21 protein-coding genes are annotated in these 20,217 nt (G+C 71.6%); 10 read left to right on the top strand and 11 right to left on the bottom strand.

Going from position 1 to position 20,217, the window contains the following annotated elements:
* Positions 1 to 6: 6 nt before the first annotated feature.
* Positions 7 to 669: a DUF998 domain-containing protein gene (locus AB0M30_RS00710; RefSeq protein WP_364578156.1), complete on the top strand. Its 663-nt coding sequence runs from the start codon at positions 7 to 9 to the stop codon at positions 667 to 669.
* Here AB0M30_RS00710 and AB0M30_RS00715 read toward each other — a convergent pair.
* Both AB0M30_RS00715 and AB0M30_RS00720 read right to left on the bottom strand, forming a co-directional pair.
* A complete protein-coding gene (locus tag AB0M30_RS00715) occupies positions 666 to 1,310 on the bottom strand; it encodes a helix-turn-helix domain-containing protein (protein WP_364578158.1) in 645 nt (214 codons plus the stop codon). The genes AB0M30_RS00710 and AB0M30_RS00715 overlap by 4 nt on opposite strands.
* A complete protein-coding gene (locus AB0M30_RS00720) occupies positions 1,307 to 2,161 on the bottom strand; it encodes a hypothetical protein (RefSeq protein WP_364578736.1) in 855 nt (284 codons plus the stop codon). Before AB0M30_RS00720 ends, AB0M30_RS00715 begins: the two co-directional genes overlap by 4 nt.
* 85 nt (positions 2,162 to 2,246) lie before the next feature.
* Here AB0M30_RS00720 and AB0M30_RS00725 point away from each other — a divergent pair, with 85 nt between their 5' ends.
* The 3 genes from AB0M30_RS00725 (at position 2,247) to AB0M30_RS00735 (ending at position 6,047) form a co-directional block, all read left to right on the top strand.
* Positions 2,247 to 3,419 (top strand): homogentisate 1,2-dioxygenase domain-containing protein, encoded by a 1,173-nt coding sequence (locus tag AB0M30_RS00725; protein WP_364578161.1) that lies wholly within the window; start codon positions 2,247 to 2,249, stop codon positions 3,417 to 3,419.
* 76 nt (positions 3,420 to 3,495) lie between these two features.
* Entirely contained in the window at positions 3,496 to 5,307 is a 1,812-nt protein-coding gene (locus AB0M30_RS00730) for a substrate-binding and VWA domain-containing protein (RefSeq protein WP_364578164.1), read from the top strand.
* Complete coding sequence (locus tag AB0M30_RS00735) at positions 5,307 to 6,047, top strand: hypothetical protein (RefSeq protein WP_364578165.1); 741 nt, start codon at positions 5,307 to 5,309, stop codon at positions 6,045 to 6,047. Before AB0M30_RS00730 ends, AB0M30_RS00735 begins: the two co-directional genes overlap by 1 nt.
* Here AB0M30_RS00735 and AB0M30_RS00740 read toward each other — a convergent pair.
* Positions 6,044 to 7,258 carry an MFS transporter gene (locus AB0M30_RS00740; protein ID WP_364578169.1) on the bottom strand — a complete coding sequence of 405 codons (1,215 nt, stop codon included), beginning with the start codon at positions 7,256 to 7,258 and terminating at the stop codon, positions 6,044 to 6,046. The genes AB0M30_RS00735 and AB0M30_RS00740 overlap by 4 nt on opposite strands.
* A gap of 92 nt (positions 7,259 to 7,350) precedes the next feature.
* Between AB0M30_RS00740 and AB0M30_RS00745 the strand changes: the two genes are divergently transcribed.
* Positions 7,351 to 8,277, top strand: coding sequence for a LysR family transcriptional regulator (locus AB0M30_RS00745; protein ID WP_364578172.1), 927 nt, complete (start codon positions 7,351 to 7,353; stop codon positions 8,275 to 8,277).
* On the opposite strand, the gene AB0M30_RS00750 is transcribed toward AB0M30_RS00745, so the two are convergent.
* The gene (locus AB0M30_RS00750; protein WP_364578174.1) at positions 8,244 to 9,269 is read right to left on the bottom strand and encodes a hypothetical protein; all 1,026 of its coding nucleotides are present in this window, start codon (positions 9,267 to 9,269) and stop codon (positions 8,244 to 8,246) included. The two genes, AB0M30_RS00745 and AB0M30_RS00750, sit on opposite strands and share 34 nt — an antisense overlap.
* A gap of 154 nt (positions 9,270 to 9,423) precedes the next feature.
* Between AB0M30_RS00750 and AB0M30_RS00755 the strand changes: the two genes are divergently transcribed.
* Complete coding sequence (locus AB0M30_RS00755) at positions 9,424 to 10,218, top strand: DUF2470 domain-containing protein (RefSeq protein ID WP_364578177.1); 795 nt, start codon at positions 9,424 to 9,426, stop codon at positions 10,216 to 10,218.
* On the opposite strand, the gene AB0M30_RS00760 is transcribed toward AB0M30_RS00755, so the two are convergent.
* Positions 10,210 to 10,671 carry a PPOX class F420-dependent oxidoreductase gene (locus AB0M30_RS00760; RefSeq protein ID WP_364578179.1) on the bottom strand — a complete coding sequence of 154 codons (462 nt, stop codon included), beginning with the start codon at positions 10,669 to 10,671 and terminating at the stop codon, positions 10,210 to 10,212. The two genes, AB0M30_RS00755 and AB0M30_RS00760, sit on opposite strands and share 9 nt — an antisense overlap.
* Before the next feature lie 22 nt (positions 10,672 to 10,693).
* Here AB0M30_RS00760 and AB0M30_RS00765 point away from each other — a divergent pair, with 22 nt between their 5' ends.
* From AB0M30_RS00765 to AB0M30_RS00775, 3 genes are all read left to right on the top strand, one after another.
* Positions 10,694 to 11,506, top strand: coding sequence for a CPBP family intramembrane glutamic endopeptidase (locus AB0M30_RS00765; RefSeq protein WP_364578181.1), 813 nt, complete (start codon positions 10,694 to 10,696; stop codon positions 11,504 to 11,506).
* Between the two features lie 40 nt (positions 11,507 to 11,546).
* A complete protein-coding gene (locus AB0M30_RS00770) occupies positions 11,547 to 12,731 on the top strand; it encodes an arginine deiminase (RefSeq protein ID WP_360166630.1) in 1,185 nt (394 codons plus the stop codon).
* A gap of 144 nt (positions 12,732 to 12,875) precedes the next feature.
* On the top strand, positions 12,876 to 13,430 hold the full coding sequence (locus AB0M30_RS00775; protein ID WP_364578183.1) for a ferritin: 555 nt from the start codon (positions 12,876 to 12,878) through the stop codon (positions 13,428 to 13,430).
* A gap of 112 nt (positions 13,431 to 13,542) precedes the next feature.
* Here the strand turns inward: AB0M30_RS00775 and AB0M30_RS00780 are convergent, their stop codons facing one another.
* The 4 genes from AB0M30_RS00780 to AB0M30_RS00795 all read right to left on the bottom strand — a co-directional run bounded on the left by AB0M30_RS00780 (position 13,543) and on the right by AB0M30_RS00795 (position 16,556).
* Positions 13,543 to 14,370: a hypothetical protein gene (locus AB0M30_RS00780; protein ID WP_364578184.1), complete on the bottom strand. Its 828-nt coding sequence runs from the start codon at positions 14,368 to 14,370 to the stop codon at positions 13,543 to 13,545.
* Entirely contained in the window at positions 14,367 to 14,879 is a 513-nt protein-coding gene (locus AB0M30_RS00785) for a SigE family RNA polymerase sigma factor (RefSeq protein ID WP_013222096.1), read from the bottom strand. Before AB0M30_RS00785 ends, AB0M30_RS00780 begins: the two co-directional genes overlap by 4 nt.
* 312 nt (positions 14,880 to 15,191) lie before the next feature.
* Positions 15,192 to 15,545 carry a DUF952 domain-containing protein gene (locus AB0M30_RS00790; RefSeq protein ID WP_364578186.1) on the bottom strand — a complete coding sequence of 118 codons (354 nt, stop codon included), beginning with the start codon at positions 15,543 to 15,545 and terminating at the stop codon, positions 15,192 to 15,194.
* Positions 15,546 to 15,674: 129 nt separating this feature from the next.
* Positions 15,675 to 16,556 (bottom strand): DUF5926 family protein, encoded by an 882-nt coding sequence (locus AB0M30_RS00795; protein WP_360165923.1) that lies wholly within the window; start codon positions 16,554 to 16,556, stop codon positions 15,675 to 15,677.
* Between the two features lie 53 nt (positions 16,557 to 16,609).
* Between AB0M30_RS00795 and AB0M30_RS00800 the strand changes: the two genes are divergently transcribed.
* Positions 16,610 to 17,776: a cytochrome P450 gene (locus AB0M30_RS00800; RefSeq protein WP_364578188.1), complete on the top strand. Its 1,167-nt coding sequence runs from the start codon at positions 16,610 to 16,612 to the stop codon at positions 17,774 to 17,776.
* 187 nt (positions 17,777 to 17,963) lie between these two features.
* Here AB0M30_RS00800 and mca read toward each other — a convergent pair whose 3' ends face one another.
* Both mca and AB0M30_RS00810 read right to left on the bottom strand, forming a co-directional pair.
* Positions 17,964 to 18,806: a mycothiol conjugate amidase Mca gene (mca, locus tag AB0M30_RS00805; RefSeq protein WP_364578191.1), complete on the bottom strand. Its 843-nt coding sequence runs from the start codon at positions 18,804 to 18,806 to the stop codon at positions 17,964 to 17,966.
* A complete protein-coding gene (locus AB0M30_RS00810; RefSeq protein WP_364578194.1) occupies positions 18,803 to 20,149 on the bottom strand; it encodes a DHA2 family efflux MFS transporter permease subunit in 1,347 nt (448 codons plus the stop codon). Before AB0M30_RS00810 ends, mca begins: the two co-directional genes overlap by 4 nt.
* Positions 20,150 to 20,217 lie beyond the last annotated feature (68 nt).

The raw sequence follows: 20,217 nt of genomic DNA on the forward strand, positions 1-20,217 counted from the left end.
CACCAGGTGAACAAGCCTTCGAGCGCGGTCTCGCCGCTGCACGGCCGCTTCGCGCTCGGCGGCATCGGCCTCGCCGTGGTCATCTCGATCGACCTGCACCTGCGGCTGTCCGCCCAGGTCAGCCCGATCTGGCAGACGCTCTCGGAGTACGTCTACGGCAAGCTCGGCACCTCCTCGGCGGCTCCGCTGTTCAGCGTGATGTGCCTGGCGCTGTCCCTCGGCTCGGTCGCCCTGCTCGCCGGGATCGCCAAGGCCCACCGCCCGGGCACCACCGCGGTCTGCGTGCTGCTCGGCGTCTGGTCGGCCGGGCTGCTCGTCTGCGGACTCGTCCCGGTCGACCCGAACGGCCAGGCACGTTCGCTCGCCGGGCAGGTCCACAACATCGCCGCCCTGACGGCGTTCATCGCGCTGCCCGTGGCCGCGTTCGTGCTGACGAAGAAGGGCCGCGAGCGCTGCCCGTGGGAGCCCCGCCGGACGACGATCCGGCGCCTGGCCACGGCGAGCTTCGTCAGCATCGGCGTGGTGCTCGGCGGGTTCGTCCTGACGCTCGTCCTCGGCCCGGCCCAGCAGGACGTCACGCTGGGCCTCTTCGAGCGCCTGCTGTTCACCGTCGACGTCGCCCTGCTGCTGACCATGGTCCGGCCGCTGCTGGCGGTCTCGCGGCGCTAGGAGGCGTCCGTCTTCAGGATGTCGGCCAGCCGGGTGGCGGCCACGACGACCTGGGGGCCCACTTCGGCCGCCTTCAGCGGCTCCATCGAGACGACGCCGACGCTCGCCCGCAGCCCCGGCACCCCGCGCACCGGCGCCGCGACGCCGGACGCGCCCGCCTCGAGCTCGCCCGCCGACGTCACCCAGCCGTCGCCGCCGGGACGCAGGGTCATCGCCTTGCCGGCCGCGCCGGCGGTCAGTGGGTGCCGGCTGCCGACGCGGTAGGCGACGTGAAAGTTCGTCCACGACGGCTCGACGACGGCCACCGCAAGCGCTTGCGTCCCCTGGGCGACCGACAGGTGCGCGGTCGCGCCCACCTTCTCGGCCAGCTCGCGCAGCACCGGGCCGGCGGCGTCCCGCAGCTGCGGGAGCACCTGCCCGGCCAGCCGGAGCAGCCCGACGCCGAGCCGGACCTTCGTGCCGTCCCGCCAGACCAGCCCGCGTTCGGACAGCGGCACGAGCAGCCGGTAGACGGCCGCGCGGCTGGCCCCGATGGCCACGGCCAGCTCGGAGATGGTCGCCGCGTCGCCGCCGGCGTCGGCCACGGCCTGCAGCAGCGCCAAGCCGCGGTCGAGCGTCAGCGACCCCTCCCGGCCGGTCACAGCAAGCCGAGTTCGCCCAGGTCGGTGACCGGCTCCTCGAACGACGCCGCCGCGTAGGACGCGAAGAGCGCCCGCACGGCCTTCGCGGCCGGCTCGGACAGCGCCCGGGCCTCGTCGGCCAGCGCCTGGGCGTCGGTCGACTCCAGGGCCGCCCGGACGTCGCCACCGGCCAGGCTGCGCGCCGAGGCGACGAGCAGGTTGAGGAAGCCGTGGTGCACGAACCCGGTGCCCGGGTCGGTGTGCCGGACCGCGCGGTGCAGGCTGTTGGTCGCCTTGAACGACGCCCCGGCGGACCCGCTGACGACGGCGAGGAAGTCCGCCACCTCGTCGACGCTGGGGAAGTTCTCGCCCGCCTGGCCGCCGCAGCGGATCTTCGGCCAGCTGCCGTGCTCGATCACCTTCCGGACGCCCTCGAGCCAGCCGACGCCGCGCCGCGGCTCGACCACCCGGATGACGTCCTCGGGGACGAACTCCGAGACGCGCTCGAGCCACACCTCGTCGACGTCCGACGGCGCGGGCATCTCGACCATCCGCAGCGCGAGCAGCTCACTGCGCGACTCGACGATCGAGATGGCCTTCGGGACGCCGCCGAGGCCGGTGTCGATGATCAGCGAAAGCGGCAGCGGCTGCTTCGGTTTGATCTTGATCAGCTCGGTGATGAGCTCGGGCAGCCGCGACGCCTGGCAGAGGAAAACCCCCAGTACACCGGCGTGTTCGGAGTCCCGGCTGGCGAAGTGCGCGCGCAGCGCTTCGGGCATGGCCGCATCGCCTGGAGGGAAGAGCGCCGAGTCGTCGACGAGCCTCGCGAACAGGGGAGGAATTCCACGGGGGCCGGGGGGCGTGAGTTCCACAGCGCTTGACACGACTGACACGCTAGTAGCGTACGACATCAGGACAAAATCGTTCGCACAACGGACACGTCAGAAGGGGACGTCGATGCCTTACTACCGGCGAGTAGGCGAGCTTCCGCACAAGCGGCACACCGCGTTCCGGAAGCCGGACGGCGGCCTCTACGCGGAGGAGCTGATGGGCGTCGAGGGCTTCTCCGCCGACTCCGCGCTGCTCTACCACCGCGGCCTGCCGACGGCGATCGTCGACGCCGTCGCGGTCGAGGAGGACCGCGGGTCGCTCACCCCGAACCACCCCCTCAAGCCGCGGGCCTACCAGACCCGGGACCTCAAGTTCGGCGGCGAAGCCGACGCGGTGACCGACCGGCGCCGGCTGTTCGGCAACAGCGACGTCACCATCGGGTTCGTCACGGCGACCGCGCCCAGCCCGCTGTACCGCAACGCGGCCGGCGACGAGCTGTTCTACGTCCACGGCGGTTCCGCGACGTTCGAGACGATCTACGGCCGGCTGGAGGTCGGCGACGGCGACTACGTCGTCATCCCGACGTCGTGCACCTACCGGGTCGTCCCGCACGGCGAGGTCAACCTCTTCACCCTCGAAGCGCGCGGCCACATCGGGCCGCCCAAGCGCTACCTGTCGGCGAAGGGGCAGTTCCTGGAGCACTCGCCGTACTGCGAGCGCGACATCCGCGGGCCGTCGGAGCCGCTGCTGGAAGACGGCGAGGACGTCGAGGTGCTCGTGCGGCACCGCGCCGGGCTGACCCGCTACACGTACGCGACGCACCCGTTCGACGTCGTCGGCTGGGACGGCTGCCTCTACCCGTGGGTGTTCAACATCGACGACTTCGAGCCGATCACCGGCCGCGTCCACCAGCCGCCGCCCGTGCACCAGACGTTCGAGGGCCCGAACTTCGTCGTCTGCTCCTTCTGCCCGCGGAAGGTCGACTACCACGAGGACTCGATCCCGGTGCCGTACAACCACGCGAACGTCGACTCCGACGAGCTGATGTTCTACGTGCGCGGCAACTACGAGGCCCGCAAGGGCTCGGGGATCGGGATCGGCTCGCTCTCGCTGCACCCATCCGGCTTCACGCACGGCCCGCAGCCGGGCGCGGCGGAGGCGTCGATCGGCGCGGAGTTCTTCGACGAGACCGCGGTCATGGTCGACACGTTCGCGCCGCTGGAGCTCGGCGAAGCCGCGGACGCGTCCGAAGACCCCGGCTACGCCTGGACGTGGTCGCGCCGCGGCCCTAAGTCCTAGTCAAGTTTCGGAAATACCGTCCCATCCTCGATCCGCCGCCCGGATAATGAAATTCCGGGTGGCGGAACGGGGAGGCATGATGATCAATTCCCAGCCAACACGACGCAGGGGAAAAGCTCTCCCGTTCCTGGCCGCGATCGTGGTCGCCGCCGGGTTGATCATCGGCATCCGGTACTGGACCAGCGACTCGAGCGACGAGGCGGACCAGCCGAAATGCACCGGATCCGACGCGGTCGCGCTCACCGTCGCTTCTTCACCGGAAAAAGCGGGAATCGTCCAAGAGGCCGCGAAGGCCTACTCCGGACGGACCGTTGCCGGGCACTGCGTCGACGTCGTCGTGAAATCGAAGTCGTCCGGCGTGGCGATGCAGGCGCTGGCGAACGGCTGGAACGAGGCCACCGACGGGCCGCGCCCGGACGTCTGGACGCCGGCCGCGAGCGGCTGGGTCAACCTGCTGCGCGTCAAGGCGAAGGGCGACACCGGCTCGCTAATGCCGGACGGCGACGCACCGTCGGTCGCCAACGCGCCGCTGGTCGTCGCGATGCCGAAGCCGATGGCCGAGGCGCTCGGCTGGCCCGGCAAGGCGATCGGCTGGAAGGACCTCGCCGGGCTGGCGACCGACCCGGCGGGCTGGGCGAAGTACGGCCACCCGGAGTGGGGCAAGTTCCGGCTGGGCAAGACGAACCCGAACATCTCGACGTCGGGGCTGAACGCCACGATCGGCGCCTACTACGCGGCCACCGGCACGTCGTCGGACCTCACCACGGCCGCGCTCGAGAAGCCGGACGCGAAGCAGTTCGTCACGAACATCGAGCAGGCGATCGTGCACTACGGCGACACCACGCTCACCTTCCTGACCAACCTGCAGAAGGCCGACGACAAGGGCGCGGCGCTGTCGTACATCTCGGCGGTCACCGTCGAGGAGAACTCGCTGGTCGGCTACAACCAGGGCAACCCGACGAACGACCCGGCCAAGGTCGGGCAGCACGGGCCGCCGAAGGTACCGCTGGTGGCGATCTACCCGGGTGACGGGACGCTGAACTCCGACCACCCGTTCGTCACGCTGAACTGGGCGGACGCCACGCGCAAGCAGATCGCCGCCGACTTCCTCGGCTACCTGCGCCAGAACGAGACGCAGGCGAAGTTCGCCGCCCTCGGCTTCCGGTCGTTCGAGGGCAAGCCGGGCCCGCAGGCGACACCCGCCAACGGCGTCCAGCCGGACGCGAAGATCACCTTCCTGCGGCCGCCGTCGCCGTCGGTGCTGTCGAAGCTGCTGGCCTCGTGGACCGACCTGCGCAAGAAGGCGAACGTGCTGCTCGTCGTGGACGTCTCGGGCTCGATGGGTGACGAGGTCAAGGGCACCGGCAAGAGCAAGATCGACCTGGCGAAGCAGGCCGCGATCGACTCGCTCGGCCAGTTCGTGCCGCGCGACCAGGTCGGGCTCTGGCAGTTCTCGACCCGCCTCGACGGCGACAAGGACTACCTGCAGCTGCTCCCGGTGCAGGCGCTCGGGACCGGCGGCAAGGAGACCCTGGCCATGCGGCTGAGCGGGCTGACGCCCCAGTCCGGCACCGGGCTGTACGACTCGTCGCTGGCCGCGTACGAGTACATGAACGCCCACTTGGACCCGACGGCGATCAACGCGGTCGTGGTGCTCACCGACGGCCGCAACGAGGACTCCGGCGGCGTCGACCTCGAGCACCTGGTGCCGCAGCTGCGGCCGGAGGGCAACGCGGAGACGGTCCGCCTGTTCACGATCGCCTACGGCTCGGACGCCGACCAGGACGTGCTGAAGCAGATCGCCGAAGCGACCGCCGGCTCGGAGTACGATTCGTCCAAACCGGACTCGATCAACCAGGTGTTCACCTCCGTGATTTCCAATTTCTGATGAAGTTCGCCCGTGAGCTCGCCGAACCGTGGGGGCTGCTGCTCGCCGCCACGTCGGCCGGCGTGGCGTGGGCCGTGCAGCTGCCGGTCGTCGCCGCCGTCGGGGTCGGGGTGGCGGTGCTCGCCGCGCGGGCGGGCGTGGCGGTGCTGGGCGGCGAGAAGGGCGAGCCTCCCCCTCGGGAAGCACGAGTGCTGGACGTCGCGCCCGGGTCGGCCGAGGAGAACTGGCTGCACCGGGCGGAGGGCGCGGCCGAGGGGTTCGGCTCGCTCAGCGCCTCCCTCGCCGCCGGCCCGCTCGCCGAGCGCGTCGCGGACATGGAGCCGGTGGTCCGGGAGACGCTGTCGACGCTGCGGCGGCTGGCCGGCCGCGCGTCGGCGACCGGCCAGGCGCTGGCCAGGGTCGACCTCGAGGCGGTCGCGCACGAACGACGCCGGCTGCAGCGCGACTTGCGCTCGGCGAACCCCGAGGTCCGCGGCGACCTCGAGCAGGCTCTGACGGCGGTCCAGGCCCAGGCGGACGTGCACGCCCGCCTGTCCGGCGCCCGGGACAAGCTGCTGGCCCAGCTGCAGTCCGGCGCGCTCGGCCTGGACAGCCTGGTGGCCAGGGTCGCGGAGCTGACGGCGGCGACGGCGGACGTCACCGTGGACACCGGCGCGGTCCGGGAGCTGAGCGACCAGCTGGAGGGCATCCGGCAGGGCGTGCAGGAGACGGAAGAGGCGACGCGGAAGTCGCTGGGTTAGGCGGCCACCGGCGTCCGGTCGCGGCGGGGCAGCAGCAGCGGCGTCGCCAGCGCGAGGACCCCGGCGATCCCGATCGCGACGCGCGGGCCGGTGAGGCCGGCGAGCAGGCCCCAGACCGCGGTGAGCGTCGCGATCGCCGCTTTCGTGCTGACCGCCCACGCCGAGAGCGCCCGGGCGATGCGGTCCGCCGGGAGCTGCTCCAGCCGGTAGGTCGCGAGCACCGGGTTGAAGACGCTGCAGCTGACGATCAGACCGAGTTCGACGACCATGACGTACACGAGCCCGCCGGTGCCGGCAGGGATGAAGGGCAGCAAGAGCAGCCAGAACGCCCTCACCGCGCCGGCCGCCAGCAGGACGGGGTGCCGGCCGAACCGCTCCACGAGCCGCGGGGTCAGCCGCGAGCCGGCGAGCCCGCCGAGGCACGGGACGGCGAACGCGAGCCCGTACTGCCACGGCGTGAACCCGAGCTGGTTCAGCATCAGCACGGCGAGCAGCGAATCGCTCGCCATGACCAGGCCGTTGAACAGCATGGTGTTGAACAGCAGCGGCCGCAGTCCCGGGTGCGCCAGCAGGAAGCGCCACCCGTCGGCGAGGTCGCGCGGGCGAAGCCGGGTGGCGGTGCGCGGCCGCGGCTCGTCCCCGCCGATCGCGCGGATCCCCAGCGCGGAGAGCAGGAAGCTGACGGCGTTCGCGACCACCGACGTCACCGGCCCGAACAGCGCGAACGCGGCCCCGCCGAGCGGCGGCCCGAGCGCGGTGGCGGTCCAGTTCGTGGATTCGAACCGGCCGTTCGCGACGAGCAGGTCTTCCGGCGGCACCAGTCCCTTGAGGAAGGCGCCGCTGGCCGAGCTGAAGGTGATGTCCGCCGCGGCGACGACCACCGAGACGGCCAGGAGCTGCCCGAAGCTCAGCACGCCGAGGGCGTAGGCGGCCGGCACGCTGACCAGCGCGCCGAACCGGATCAGATCCATGCCCACCATGACCGGCCGCTTCCGGCGCCGGTCGACCCACGGCCCCAGCGGCACGGCGACGAGCGCACCGACGGCCGGCCCGACGGCGGCGAGCGCCGAAACGGCGGTGGGTCCGGCGTGCAGGACGAGGATGGCGAGCATGGGGAAGGCCCCGAAGCCGAGCCACGTCCCGAACGCGCTCACGGCGTAAGCCGACCAGAGCCACCTGAACCGCGGTCCCAGCGACCGCCCGCGCATCACCGGGAGATCAAAGCGGGGAACGCCCACGCGGAGCAAACAACCGACGCGGCGGCGAGCCACAACGCGGCGTTGTGAATCTAGAGTCGGGCGTCGTGGACCTCGATGCCGTGCGCACCTTCGTCGCCGTCGTGGAGGCGGGCCGGTTCCAGGACGCCGCCACCGAGCTGTCGATCACGCAGCAGGCGGTATCGAAGCGCATCGCCGCGCTGGAGAAGTCGCTCGGAGTGCGGCTGTTCACACGCACCGCTCGCGGGGCCGTGCTCACCGGGGACGGCGAAGCCTTCCTGCCCCACGCCCGCGAGCTGCTGTCCGCCGAGCTGCGCGCGCTCGCCTCGGTGCGCGGCGGCCCGCTCCGGGTCGACGTCATCGGCCGTCGGCTGTGCCCGGCCACGCTGCTGCGTGGCTTCCACGAGGCGCACCCGGACGTCGCGTTGGAGGTCGCGACACTCTTCGACACCGCGATCGCCGCTCTCCGGGAGGGCTCGATCGATGCCTCGTTCCGCGCGGTCGTCGCGCTGCCGGAAGACCTCGATGCCCAGTGGGTGCTCGACGAGCCGATCCAGCTGTTGTGCGGCTCCCGGCATCCGCTGGCCGGAGCGGCTTCGGTGGCTCCGGCCGAGCTCGCCGGGCATCGGATCCGGCTGCCCGGTGTGGTGCCCGGGACCGAGTGGGGCGCCTACTACGCCGCCTTCGCGGCCGCGTTCGACCTGTGGATCGACGCGGCCGGGCCGAACTTCGGCACCGAGGTCGTGCTGGACACGGTCGCCGAGTCGGCGGACGTGGTGACCTTGGTCGGGGCGGGCAGCCGGGTGTGGTGGCCGCCCGGGCACGACCTGCGGCGCGTGCCGATCGAAGACCCCGTGCCGGTGTACCCGCATTCCCTGCTGTGGCGCCGGGGCAACGCGCACCCCGGCCTCGCCGCCCTCCGGCGGCACCTCGCGACGAGCGAGCGCGTCGCCGGCGCGTGGCGGCCGAGCTGGGCCGCTCAGCCGAGCCAGACCGTGCCCAGGACCGGGTAGCCCGGCAGGCCCGTCTTGGCCGCGCCCGGCCGGGGGACGCCCGCGATCCACAGGCGGCCCGTCGCCGCGATGTTCGCCGCCATCGACGGGTCGGCCTTGGGGAGGCGGAACGGGACCACGCGGCCGTCGGCCAGCATGGTCAGGCCGCTCAGCCTGGCCGCGCCGTGGCGGCTCATGCGGACCGGGCCGTCGAGGACCGCGCGCAGCTCCGTCCAGTGGTCCGCCGGAAGAGGCCGGCGGTACGCGGTCGCGCGGAACGCCGTCGCCGACGCACCGAGCACCGCGCCGGCCACGAACGGCCACGCGAGCCAGCCCACCACCGGCAGGCCGAGCCCGACCCAGACCGCGAACGCGGCGAGGACCAGCAGGAACGCCGCCGTCGCCCGCAGGTCGCGGGCGAGCTGGTGGCGGTGCGCGGTCAGCACGGGGTCGAGCCTCGGCGAACCGGACCCGGCCGGTTCCGGCATCGGCACCGCACCCGGCGGCGGCCCGTCGTGGATGGTGGCGCGACGCAGCCGCACCACGCCGGAGAAGCCGACGAACACCTTCGGGCCCCGTCCCAGCAGCCAGACCCGCCGGTGCCCCGCCACCAGCAGGCGGTGCGCTTCGTCGAGCCGGACGCGCAGCCACCGGCCGTCCGGCAGGCGCACGCCGACCGTCCGGCCGGCCGCGACCAGGCCGTCGGCGGTGACGTCCACCTGCCGGAAGGCTTCCCGCTTCAGCCGCGTCTCGGGCACCCGGCCGTACGCCCGGTAGAGCCACCACGCTTCGATCGCGCCGGCCAGCGCGAACGTGCCGACCGGCAGCGCGACCCCCGCGCCGGCGACGAACTGGGCGATGCCGAACACCAGGAAGAACCCGGCCACCAGCCGCCGGTTCGCGGTGTCGCCGAGGCGGTCGAGGTACTCGCCGAAGATCGGGAGGGCACCGGACGGCATGGCGGGGTCGAGTTCGAACGCGCGCACGCGTTCGGGAAGCGGGACGATCGGCACGATGAGCCCCCACCCGGGTCGGCACTGATACCCGCCTTTTCGACGAAGTGGGCACCGGCGTTACCAAATGCTCCGATCAGCGGAAGGGAGGTGAGCGTCACGACTATCCAGACCGCCGAATTCAGGTTAGGCTCACCTAAGTAGGAGGTGAGCCGTGACCGAGGCCCCCACATCCGTCCGCCGCCCGCCGGCACCGAATCCCGCCGAGCGCGCCAAGACGATCGCGACCCGCAACGGCCCCGCGTCGTTGCTGCCCACCTGCGACCGCGCGGGCCTGAACGGCGAGCGCGTCGTCCCCGTCCTGCACCACGTGCACCACAGCGGCAGCGTCAGCGTGCTGCTGCCCGACGACCACCCCATGGTCCGCGCGGCGAAGCAGACCCAGCGCGGGGAGCTGGCCGTGATGGTCGAGGTCGCCGACCAGGCCCCGGTCGACCTGCGGGAACCGATCCGCGGGCTGCTGTGGATCACCGGCTGGCTGCGCCCGCTCTCCCCGGTTTCAGCCCGTGCGCGGGCGGTGGCGATCGCCGAGACACGGCCGGACGAGCGGCTCCTCGACGTCGGCCACGGCGTCACGCTGCTGCGGCTCACGCCGGCGTCGCTCGTGCTCGCCGACGCCGAAGGCACGCACTCGCTGCGCCCGCACATGTTCAGCGCCGCGCCGCCCGACCCGTTCCACGACTACGAGGCCGGGTGGCTGCGGCACCTGGAGAGCGACCACTCCGACGTCGTCGAGCAGCTGGCGAAGCACCTGCCGGCGGCGTTGCGCGGCGGCCGGATCCGCCCGCTCGGGCTCGACCGGTTCGGGCTTCGGCTGCGCGTCGAGTCCGACACGGGCGACCACGACGTGCGGCTGGCGTTCTCGAAGTCCGTCGACAGCCCGGCGCAGCTCGCGTCCGAACTGCGGCGGCTGGTCGGCTGCCCGTTCCTGCGCGGGCGGTCAGGCTAGTTCGGCGGGGAAGCCGCCCTTCGCGATCGGCCCCCAGCTCTCGATGGTGACGCGGATGATGCTCTTGCCCTGCTTGACCATGGCCTCGCGGTATTCGTCCCAGTCCGGGTGTTCGCCCGAAATGCTGCGGAAGTAGTCCACGAGCGGCTCGACCGAATCCGGGACGTCCAGCACCTCGGCGACGCCGTTCACCTGCACCCACTGGTCGTTCCACTCGTCGGACAGGATGCAGGCGGAGACCTTCGGGTCGCGCTTGACGTTCACCACCTTCGCGCGCTTCGGGTAGGTCGAGATGACCAGCCTGCCCTCGGCGTCCACGCCGCAGGTGACCGGCGAGAGCTGCGGGCCGCCGTCGGCCTTCGTGGTCAGCAGGATGGCGCGGTGGCGGGTCGACAGGAATTCGACCAGCGCGGCGCGGTCGACGGTTTCGTTGGTGGCGATGCTCCTGGGCATACCCCGAAGGTAGCGTGCGTCCATGACGTTCACCGCGCGATCGTGGCTGGCGCCGGACCGCCCCGAGTTCCCCGCGACGGTCGAGGACCCGGCCGAACGCCGAGCGATCAAGCTCGAGCTGCTGATCGTCTTCGGCATCACGCTCGGTCTGTCCGGGGTGCGCAGCCTGCTGTCCCTTGTGGACTCGCTGCTGCAGCCGGTGCCGCTGGCCCAGCAGCAGACCCAGCTGAACGTGCCGCAGGCCGCGGCGAGCCTGATCGACCTGCTCAAGCAGCTGCTGTCGGCGGCGCAGCTGGTCGGCTGGGGCGCGCTCGGGCTGTACCTCCTGTGGCGCGCGGGCATCAAGATCACCCGGCTGGGCCTGGACCGCCGGTTCCCCGGCCGTGACACGCTGCTGACGCTCGGGCTCGCGGCGCTGATCGGGATTCCCGGCCTGGCGCTGTACTTCATCTCCTACCACCTGGGCTTCAGCCTGGCGGTCCAACCGTCCACTTTGGGCGATACGTGGTGGCGGCCGATCACCTTGACGCTCTCGGCGTTCGGCAACGCCTTCGCGGAGGAAGTGCTGGTCATCGGCTACCTGCTGACCCGGCTGCGCCAGCTCGGCGTCCGGGAGAACACCGCGGTGTTCGGCGCCGCCGTGCTGCGCGGGTCCTACCACCTGTACCAGGGGTTCGGCGGGTTCGTCGGGAACTTCATCATGGGCCTGGTGTTCGGACGGCTGTGGCAGAAGACCAACCGGCTGTGGCCGCTGGTCGCCGCGCACACGCTGTTCGATTTCGTGTCGTTCGTCGGATATTCGCTGCTCAAGGGTCACGTTTCGTGGTTGCCCTGAGTAGGCTCGGCGGGTGATCGACGAAACGGCACCTCCCCGGGTGGACAGCGAAGTCGGACCCCTGCGCGCGGTGCTGCTGCACCGGCCCGGCAACGAGCTCAAAAGGCTGACGCCCCGCAACAACGACCAGCTCCTGTTCGACTCGATCCCGTGGGTCGACCGGGCCCAGGCCGAGCACGACGCGTTCGCCGAGGTGCTGCGCAACCGCGGCGTCGAGGTCCTGCTGCTGGCCGACGCGCTCCGGACGGCCCTGGACGACGACCGGGCGCACGCGGCGGGCGTGCACGCGGCGGTCGACGACCGGCGGCTCGGCGGCGACCTGGCCGACTCGCTGCGCTCGCACCTCTCGAGCGTCGACGCGGCCGGCCTCGCCGAGGTGCTGATGGCCGGCATGACGTTCGAGGAGCTGCCGTCGGCGGAGGGCGCGTCGCTGGTGCGGATGATGAACCACCCGCACGACTTCGCCGTCGACCCGCTGCCGAACCTGCTGTTCACGCGCGACTCGTCGGTGTGGATCGCCGACCGGGTGGCGATTTCGTCCCTGACCATGCCCGCGCGCCGCCGCGAAACCGCAGTGCTCGATCTCATCTACGCCTACCACCCGCAGTTCCGCCACGCGGCCCGCGCGTACGGCGCCCATTCGGCGCCGATCGAAGGCGGCGACGTGATGCTGCTGGCGCCGGGCGTGCTCGCCATCGGCGTCGGCGAGCGGACGACGGCGGCCGGCGCGGAGTCGCTCGCCCGGTCGGTGTTCGCCGACGGCATCGCGCACACCGTGCTGGCGGTGCCGATCGAGCAGTCCCGCGCGACCATGCACCTGGACACGGTGTGCACGATGGTCGACGCCGACGCGGTGGTGATGTACCCGCTCGCCCGCGACTCGCTGACGGCGTTCACGCTGCGCCCGACCGGCGACGGCGGGGTGAAGGTGGCCGGCCCGGCGCCGTTCCTGGTGGCCGCGGCCGAGGCGATGGAGATCGATCGGCTGCGCGTGATCGACACCGGCCTCGACCCCGTGACGGCCGAACGCGAGCAGTGGGACGACGGCAACAACACCCTCGCCCTGGCGCCCGGCGTGGTCGTCGGCTACGAGCGGAACGCCGAGACGAACGAGCGGCTGGAGGCGGCCGGCATCGAAGTGCTGCCGATCGCGGGCTCCGAACTGGGCTCCGGCCGGGGCGGGCCGCGGTGCATGTCCTGCCCGGTCCGCCGCGATCCGCTGTAATGGCAGCCTTCCCTAAAGTGCGCACGCCTTTAGGGAAGGCTTACTTAAATTAGGTGAGTCTTCTTTAGGAATGGTAACCCTAATAGGGGGAAGATCACCAGGCCGATGTAGTCGGAAATCGAATTCTGCCGTATCGTGGTCATCATGGCCCTCACCAAGAAAAAAGAGCCGCGCTCGAAGTTCTACGAACTGCTGCAGGCGCAGATCCACAACGAGTTCAACGCGTCCCAGCAGTACATCGCGCTCGCGGTGTGGTTCGACGCCGAGGACCTGCCCCAGCTGGCGAAGCACTTCTACAAGCAGTCCGTCGAGGAGCGCAACCACGCGATGGCGCTCGTGCAGTACATGCTCGACCGCGACCACCACGTCGAGATCCCCGGCACCGGCGAGGTGCGCAACGACTTCTCCGGCGTCACCGAGCTCATCGAGCTCGCGCTGGCGCAGGAGAAGGAGGTCGCCGCCGACATCTCCGCGATGGTCAAGGCGGCGCGCGCCGAAGAGGACTACATCAGCGAGCAGTTCACGCAGTGGTTCCTCAAGGAGCAGGTCGAAGAGATCTCGCAGATGAGCACGCTGCTGAACGTCGTCAAGCGCGCGAACGGCAACCTGTTCGAGGTCGAGAACCACCTGGCCCGCGAGTCCGTCGGCGACGACGGCGCCGACTCGCAGATGCCGCCGGTGGCCGGCGGCAAGCTCTGACGCTGCGTCAGCCCTCCGTCGAGGGCGGGTGCCGGTTCAACACCGCGGCGCGAAGCACGAAACCCGGGCTCTCCCCCTGTGGACAGCCCGGGTTTCTGCATGTGGCCGGCCCTCAGCCGGCGCAGTCCTGGGTGACGCTCGTCAGGCTCGTCTGCACGACGCCGGTCCGGTCGAGGCGGAAGCGGTATTCGGCGGCGGTCCCGGCCGGGGCGACCACGCCACCGGTTTCTTCCTTGGCCGCGGGGTAGACGGCGAGGATCTGGTCCTTCGTGGACCCGGCGCCGATGCCTTCGGCGGTGTGCGCGGCCACGTCCGGCGTGACGACGACGAGCCCGGCCGCCTTCGAAATGACGACGCTCGCGGACGCGGGAAGCCCGCTGCCCTGTGCTTTGTAGACGGTGCAGCCCGCGCCGGCCTGGGCGTCGCTGAGCGTCACGGTCTGCGCGGCCACGTCGGCCTCGGACATGCCGAGTTTGAGCTTGCCGAAGCCGTCCGCCGCGAGCAGCGGTCCAGTGGTCACGGCGGCGAGCGTGGATGGCGCCGGGGCGGACGTCGGCTGCTGTGTCGGCGACGACGTCGACGCTCCCGGTGGTGCGGAAGCCTGGATGCTCTGCGTTCCGGTCGGGCCGGGCGTCGACGGCTCCGCCGGCCGGCCCTGCGTGAGGTTCTCGGCCGGCTTGGAGCTGACTCCGGTGCCGGGGACGGAGATCGCCGCGGTGCCGTCCTCGGTGTGGAGCCGGATCATGGTCAGCCCACCGGCGACGGCGACCACGGCGGCCGCCACCCCGGCCACGGCCTGCACGGTGTGGCGGCGCCGGCGACGGCGTCGCGCACCGGTGACGATGACCGTGCCGGCGTCGGGCGGCGGGGGCAGGTCCAGCCGCTCGTCGGCGAAGAGCGCGCGCAGGCGCTGCTCCAGTTCGTCCTCGGAGATGTTCAACCCGCACCACTCCCTTCGCCTTCGCCGTCGACCGACTTCAGCTTCATCCGCAGCGACGCGATCGCCTTGCTGGCCTGGCTTTTGACGGTGCCCTGCGTGATTCCGAGGACCCCGGCTATCTCCGCTTCCGAGAGACCTTCGTAGTAACGCAGCACCATCACGGCCCGTTGTCTCGGCGGCAGTGTTCGTAACGCACGCCACAGCGGCTCGTGTTCGAACGGGTCCGCCGGCACGTGCGGGCTGGTGTCCGGCAGGTCCGCGACGAGGTTCTCGCGACGCGTCCGGCGCCAGCGGCTCACGTGCGCGTTCGCCATCGACCGGCGGACGTAGGCCAGCGGGTCGCCCGTCTTTTCGTGGACGTAGGTCCACCGCGAACCGATCTTCTCCAGCACGGTCTGCACCAGGTCCGCCGCGTCGTGCGGGTTGCCGGTGAGCGCGTGGCCGTAGCGCAGCAGGCCGGGCAAGGTGGCCTGCACGAAGTCGCCGAAGTCGACGAACTCGCCAGGCAACGTCGCGGCCCTCCCTCGGCCTGCGCTGGTCACCGGGGTGACAATCCGGCCGAAAGCAGGCGGACACGGCCCGGAATCGATCAACTCACCGGCACCCGTTCCGCCGTGGCTGCCGGCCGGATTGTCACCGGCCGACACAACATCTCCCCCGGTGAAGACGGGTGCCGCAGCGGTCACCGTATCGCCTCCCATCGGGGTCGGGTAGCCGGAAGCCGGCTCGCTTTCCTCCCCAACACGCATCACAGCCCCCTCAGGTTGCCTGCGTTCCCGGCCGAGTTCGTGATCGCTCGGCCGGGTGATTGTCTGCCCACGTCAGCGGTGAGCGAGCGAGTCGGGCAGCCGGAAACCGCCGCCGTCGGACTCACGGAATTCGTGCACGCCGACGACCGCCGCGTGCGGGATCGGGCCGTAGACGTGCGGGAACCAGATCCCCTCAGGGTGCGGCGGAGCGCCGTCTTCCCAGCGGACCGGGGACCCGACCTTCGCCGGGTCGATCTCGAGGAGTACCAGGTCGGTGCGGCCCCGGTAGCGGATGTTGGCCGGCAGGGTGGCCGTGCCGAAGTCGGAGCAGTGGATGAACCCGGCTTCCCCCAGCGAAGACGGCCGGTACTCGCCGCCTTCACCCACTTCGGCCCACTCGGCCGCCCCACAGATGTGAAGTATCACGCCGAGAATGGTCCCACCGCCGCGATCCGGCGGCGGTGTCTCGTGCGCCACATAATGCCTGGTTGAACGCTCATCGAGCGGGTGACCGACCGCCGGTTCGTACCGACGGTCCGGCACCTGCCGACGGGGTCAGCGCAGGGTCAGCTGCCGGCCGATGAGGCCGTCGCGCGCCCGGCGCTCGGTCGCGTTCAGCGGCTCGTCGTCGAGCGACTTCAACGCCGTCTCGAGCCGGGCGCCGAGGGCGTCCTTCGCTTCGGCCCACTCGCGGGCGTGGGCCTCGGGGTCGAGGTCCCAGACCGGGACGAGCAAGCCGTGCGCCCGGAACGAACCCGCGTAACGCGAGCCCTCACCGAGGCCGAGCTCACCGGCCGCGGACAGCCGGGCGAGGGCCTGGAGCAGCAGGTTCTCCGGCTCCGGCCGGACCCAGCGCAGGTGCGCCTTCTCGCCGGCGAGGACCCAGTAGGCACCCGAGCCGAGCCGTTCGGTGGGCATGATCGCGGCGTTCGCGCGCTCGAGGGACACGGCGACGTCACCGGTGGCGTCGGCGTCCTCCGGCAGCCACCAGCCGAAGTCCTGGTGCAGCGTGACGTCTAGTTCGGCACCCGGGGTCAGCAGGTCCTGGAGCCGCGCGTGCTCGTCGGCGGAGGGCGGGGTGGTGGTGTCCGGCACGCCGAGGACGTCGCCCTCCTTGGCGTCCAGCAGCCACTTCAGCGACCGGCCGAGGTCCCGGCTGATGTCGGACGAGCGGGTCTGCACCTGCAGCCCGAGGTAGCGCCGGCCGTCCGAGCGGACGAACGCGGCCGCCGCCATGGGCAGCACGGTCCCGAGGGTGACGTCACCGCCGTCGGCGAGGGTGAGCTGGGCCGTCGCGGACGGCACGAACTCGCGCAGCGCGATCAGCTCGGGCTCCGCCGCCAGCCCTTCGAACGGCTGGCCGACGAAGACGTCGCGCACCTTCGGCTTGCGGTCCGCCGCCTGCTTGGGACCCTTCTTGCGCGCGCCCTTGCCCACTGCTGCCTCCTCTGGCTCGGCTTCAGACGCTATCGAAGGGTTAGTCTCGCGACGTGTTCGACCCCCGCGATCCCGCGTTCCTCGAAGATCCGTACCCGGCGTTCGCCGCCCTCCGTTCGCGCGGCGACGTGCATTTCCACGAAGGGCTCGGCCTCGCCATCGCGGTGTCGCACGCCGCGTCCTCGGCCGTGCTGCGCCACCGTGGCCTCGGCCGGATCTGGCAGGACGCCCAGCCGCTCGAGCGGTTCGCCTCGTTCAACCTGCTGCACCGCAATTCGCTCCTGGAGAACGAGCCGCCCGCGCACACCCGCCTGCGTCGTCTCATCGCGGGCGCCTTCGGCCGCGGCCACGTGCAACGCCTGCGTCCGATGGTCGCGACGCTCGCCGCCCGCATGGTCGACGACCTGGCGGCCGCGATCGCCGCCGACGGCAGTGCCGACCTCCTCGAGCACCTCGCCCAGCCGCTGCCGGTCGCGGTGATCGCCGAGCTGCTCGGCGTCCCCGGCACCGACGGACCGCGGATGGTCCAGCTGTCCAACGCCATCGTGAAGATGTACGAGTACGACCTGCCGGAGGAAGGACGCGACGCCGCCGAGCGGGCCGCGGCCGAGTTCGTCGAGTACGTCCGCTCGGTCGCCGAGGCCCGCGCGGACGCACCGGGCGACGACATCATCAGCGACCTCCTCCGCAGCGAGCTGACGCCGGACGAACTGGTGGCCACCGCGGTGTTGCTGCTGATGGCCGGCCACGAGGCGACGGTCAACGTGCTCGGCAACGGCATCACGGCCCTGCTCACGCACCGGGACCAATGGGAGCGCCTGCTGGCCTCACCTGCCCTTCTGGATTCGTGTGTCGAGGAGCTGATCCGGTTCGACGCGCCCCTGCAGCTGTTCGAGCGGACCGCGACCGAGGACGTGTCGATCTGCGGACATGTCGTTTCGCGCGGCGAGAAGATCGGCGCACTCCTCGGTGCCGCGGCCCGCGACCCGAAGGTCTTCGACGAGCCGGACCGCCTGGACATCGGCCGGACACCGAACGCCCACCTCGGGTTCGGCATGGGGATCCACTACTGCGTGGGGGCTCCTCTCGCTCGGGTGGAGATCGCCGCCGCGCTGAGCGCGCTGGCGGAGAAGCTCCCGGGGTTGCGCCTGGCCGGGATTCCGCCGCGTCGGCCGGAGTTCGTGATCCGCGGGTTGAAGGAGCTTCGGGTCACCGCGTGACGGGGTCTCTTGCCCCGGTTTTCGCGTGATGCCGGGCGGAACTCGCGTGATCCGGAGCGGAACTCGCGTGGTTGGAGGCGGAAGTCACGTGATCGGGGGCGGATCTCGCGTGCCCCAAGGGGCATCGCGCGTGATTGGGCAGGCATCGCGCGTGATTGGGAAGCCAACTCGCGTGATTGGGGAGGCATCATGGGGTTACTCCGGTGAAGAGGTCTTCTTCGATGCTGGGGCCTGGGGTGGGGTGGGCCAGGTGGTAGTCCTCGTGGGGCCAGACTTGACGCTCGATTTCGCGTGAGTGGGCGAAAAACGGGTGGGCCGGGTCTACCTGGGTGGCGTGGGCCAGGAGGGCTCGGTCACGGGTGGCGAAGTGGGCGTCGCAGCGGATTTTGGTGGTTGTCGGGAGTTTGTCGGGCGGGAGTTCGCTCAGGACTTCGGCCATTGAGGATTCGAGGCCGGCGGCCAAGGTGGCCTCGTGCAGCGCCTCGAACCAGGCACGGCTCAGGGTTGCTTGGTAGTACAGCTTTTGTGGTTGCCACGGCTCGCCCGTGCCGGGATAGCGGGCGGGATCGGCGGCGGCGGTGAAGGCCTCGACCGTCACCTCGTGGGTGCGGATGTGGTCCGGGTGGGGGTAGACGCCCGTTTCGTCGTACGTGATCACCACGTGCGGGCGGAACTCGCGGATCAGCGCCACCAGCGGTGCCGCCGCTTCGGAGAGCGGCAGGGCCGCGAAGCTGCCTTCGGGCAGGGGCTCGCCCTCGGCGGGGAGGCCGGAGTCGACCAGGCCGAGAAAACGCTGGCGGACGCCCAAGATCTCGGCGGCCGCGGCCATCTCGCGACGGCGGATCGCCGGGAGGTCCGCCCATGTCTCAGCCGTGTCGAGGGCCGGGTTCAGGACGTCGCCGCGTTCGCCGCCGGTGCAGGTGGCGACCAGGACGTCGACGCCTTCGGCCGCGTAGCGGGCCAGGGTGGCCGCGCCTTTGCTGGACTCGTCGTCCGGGTGGGCGTGGACGCTCAAGAGGCGGAAAGTCACCGGGTGCTCCTCTGCGGGAAGAAAAGTGCGGGGATCAAGGTCAGCGCCGAGAGCGCCAGTGCCCACGTGAACGTGGTGCCGAAGGCGCCCGGGGCCGGGGCGGCCGAGAGTTCACTGTGGAGGATCGCGGCCAGCAGGGCGGTGCCCAGCGAGCCGCCGATCCGGTTGACCACGTTGAACGCGCTCGCCGCCCGGGGGATGCGGGACCGCTCCAGCGAGCCGTACAGCGTCGTCATGCCGGGGGCCGTTGCCGCGCCCAGCCCGGCGCCGCGGATCAGGAGGGACAGCGTCAGCAGAACGCCGCCGGGTGCCGAGCCGAGCCGGGTGAACGCGATCGTGCCCAGCAGGGACAGCGCGATCCCGGCCAGCATCGTGCGCCGCGGCCCGAAGCGGGCCAAGAGCCGGCCGCTCGCCAGCATGACCGCCGCCGAGCCGAGTGCCTGGGGTGCCAGCAACAGCCCGGACCGCAACGCGCTCGCGTGCTCGACCTGCTCGTAGTACAGCGGAAGCAGCAGCATCGAGCTGTACAGCGACGCTCCCAGCAGGAACGTGCTCGCGCTCGCGACCGCGAACCCCTTGTTCCGGAACAACGCCAGCTCGAGCACCGGCGCCGCCACCCGGGAAGCGTGGACGCCGTACGCCAGCAGCAGCACGGCCCCGGCCACCCAGGCGACGACCACGCCCTCGGCCAGCCCGTAGACGAACGCGCCGAGCCCGGGCGAGAGCAACGCTAGCCCCCGGACGTCCAACGCGGCAGGCGCGCCGCCCGGCGCCGGAGGCGGGAGGAGCCGGCGCGCGCAGAGGAACGTCGCCACGCCCAGCGGGACGATGCCGAAGAACATCCAGCGCCACCCCAGGCCCGCCACCAGCGCACCGCCGAGCATCGGGCCCAGCACCGGGGCCACCGTCGCCGGCAGGGTGATCACGCCGATCATCCGGCCCAGCGCCGGACCCGCCGCCTGCGCGAACACCGCCTGCCCGACCGGCTGCATCAGCCCGCCGCCCAGCCCGTGCAGCACCCGGAACGCGATCAACGCCGGCGCGGACCAGGCGAAGCCGCACAGCAGCGTGCCCGCGGTGAAGATCGCCACCGCCGCCAGCCAGACCGTGCGGCCGCCGAACCGGTCGGTCAGCCAGCCCGACAGCGGGATGGCCGCCGAAGCCGCGAGCAGGTACGCGCTCGCCACCCACTGCACCGTGGTCAGCGGGCTGTCCAGATCACGGGCGATCGAGCCGATCCCGACGGTCACGATCGTCGCGTCGAGGATCGACAGCACCGCGCCCATGATCAGCACCCCGCCGAGCCGCCACAGCGCCGCATCCGGCCGGACTGCCGTCGTCATGCTCACCCCCAGTTGATTAGGTCGAACCTCAGATTAGGTCCGACCCACTGACTAGGTCAAGCACAATC

This window comes from Amycolatopsis sp. NPDC051716, from assembly GCF_040681595.1.
In the GTDB taxonomy this organism is placed as follows: domain Bacteria; phylum Actinomycetota; class Actinomycetes; order Mycobacteriales; family Pseudonocardiaceae; genus Amycolatopsis.

Bases quoted from the DNA above. Each gene is read 5' to 3' on its own strand.
- AB0M30_RS00765 (WP_364578181.1), top strand. From the start codon at position 10,694: ATGACGTTCACCGCGCGATCGTGGCTGGCGCCGGACCGCCCCGAGTTC.
- AB0M30_RS00775 (WP_364578183.1), top strand. From the start codon at position 12,876: ATGGCCCTCACCAAGAAAAAAGAGCCGCGCTCGAAGTTCTACGAACTG.
- AB0M30_RS00730 (WP_364578164.1), top strand. From the start codon at position 3,496: ATGATGATCAATTCCCAGCCAACACGACGCAGGGGAAAAGCTCTCCCG.
- AB0M30_RS00725 (WP_364578161.1), top strand. From the start codon at position 2,247: ATGCCTTACTACCGGCGAGTAGGCGAGCTTCCGCACAAGCGGCACACC.
- AB0M30_RS00810 (WP_364578194.1), bottom strand. From the start codon at position 20,149: ATGACGACGGCAGTCCGGCCGGATGCGGCGCTGTGGCGGCTCGGCGGG.
- AB0M30_RS00760 (WP_364578179.1), bottom strand. From the start codon at position 10,671: ATGCCCAGGAGCATCGCCACCAACGAAACCGTCGACCGCGCCGCGCTG.
- AB0M30_RS00735 (WP_364578165.1), top strand. From the start codon at position 5,307: ATGAAGTTCGCCCGTGAGCTCGCCGAACCGTGGGGGCTGCTGCTCGCC.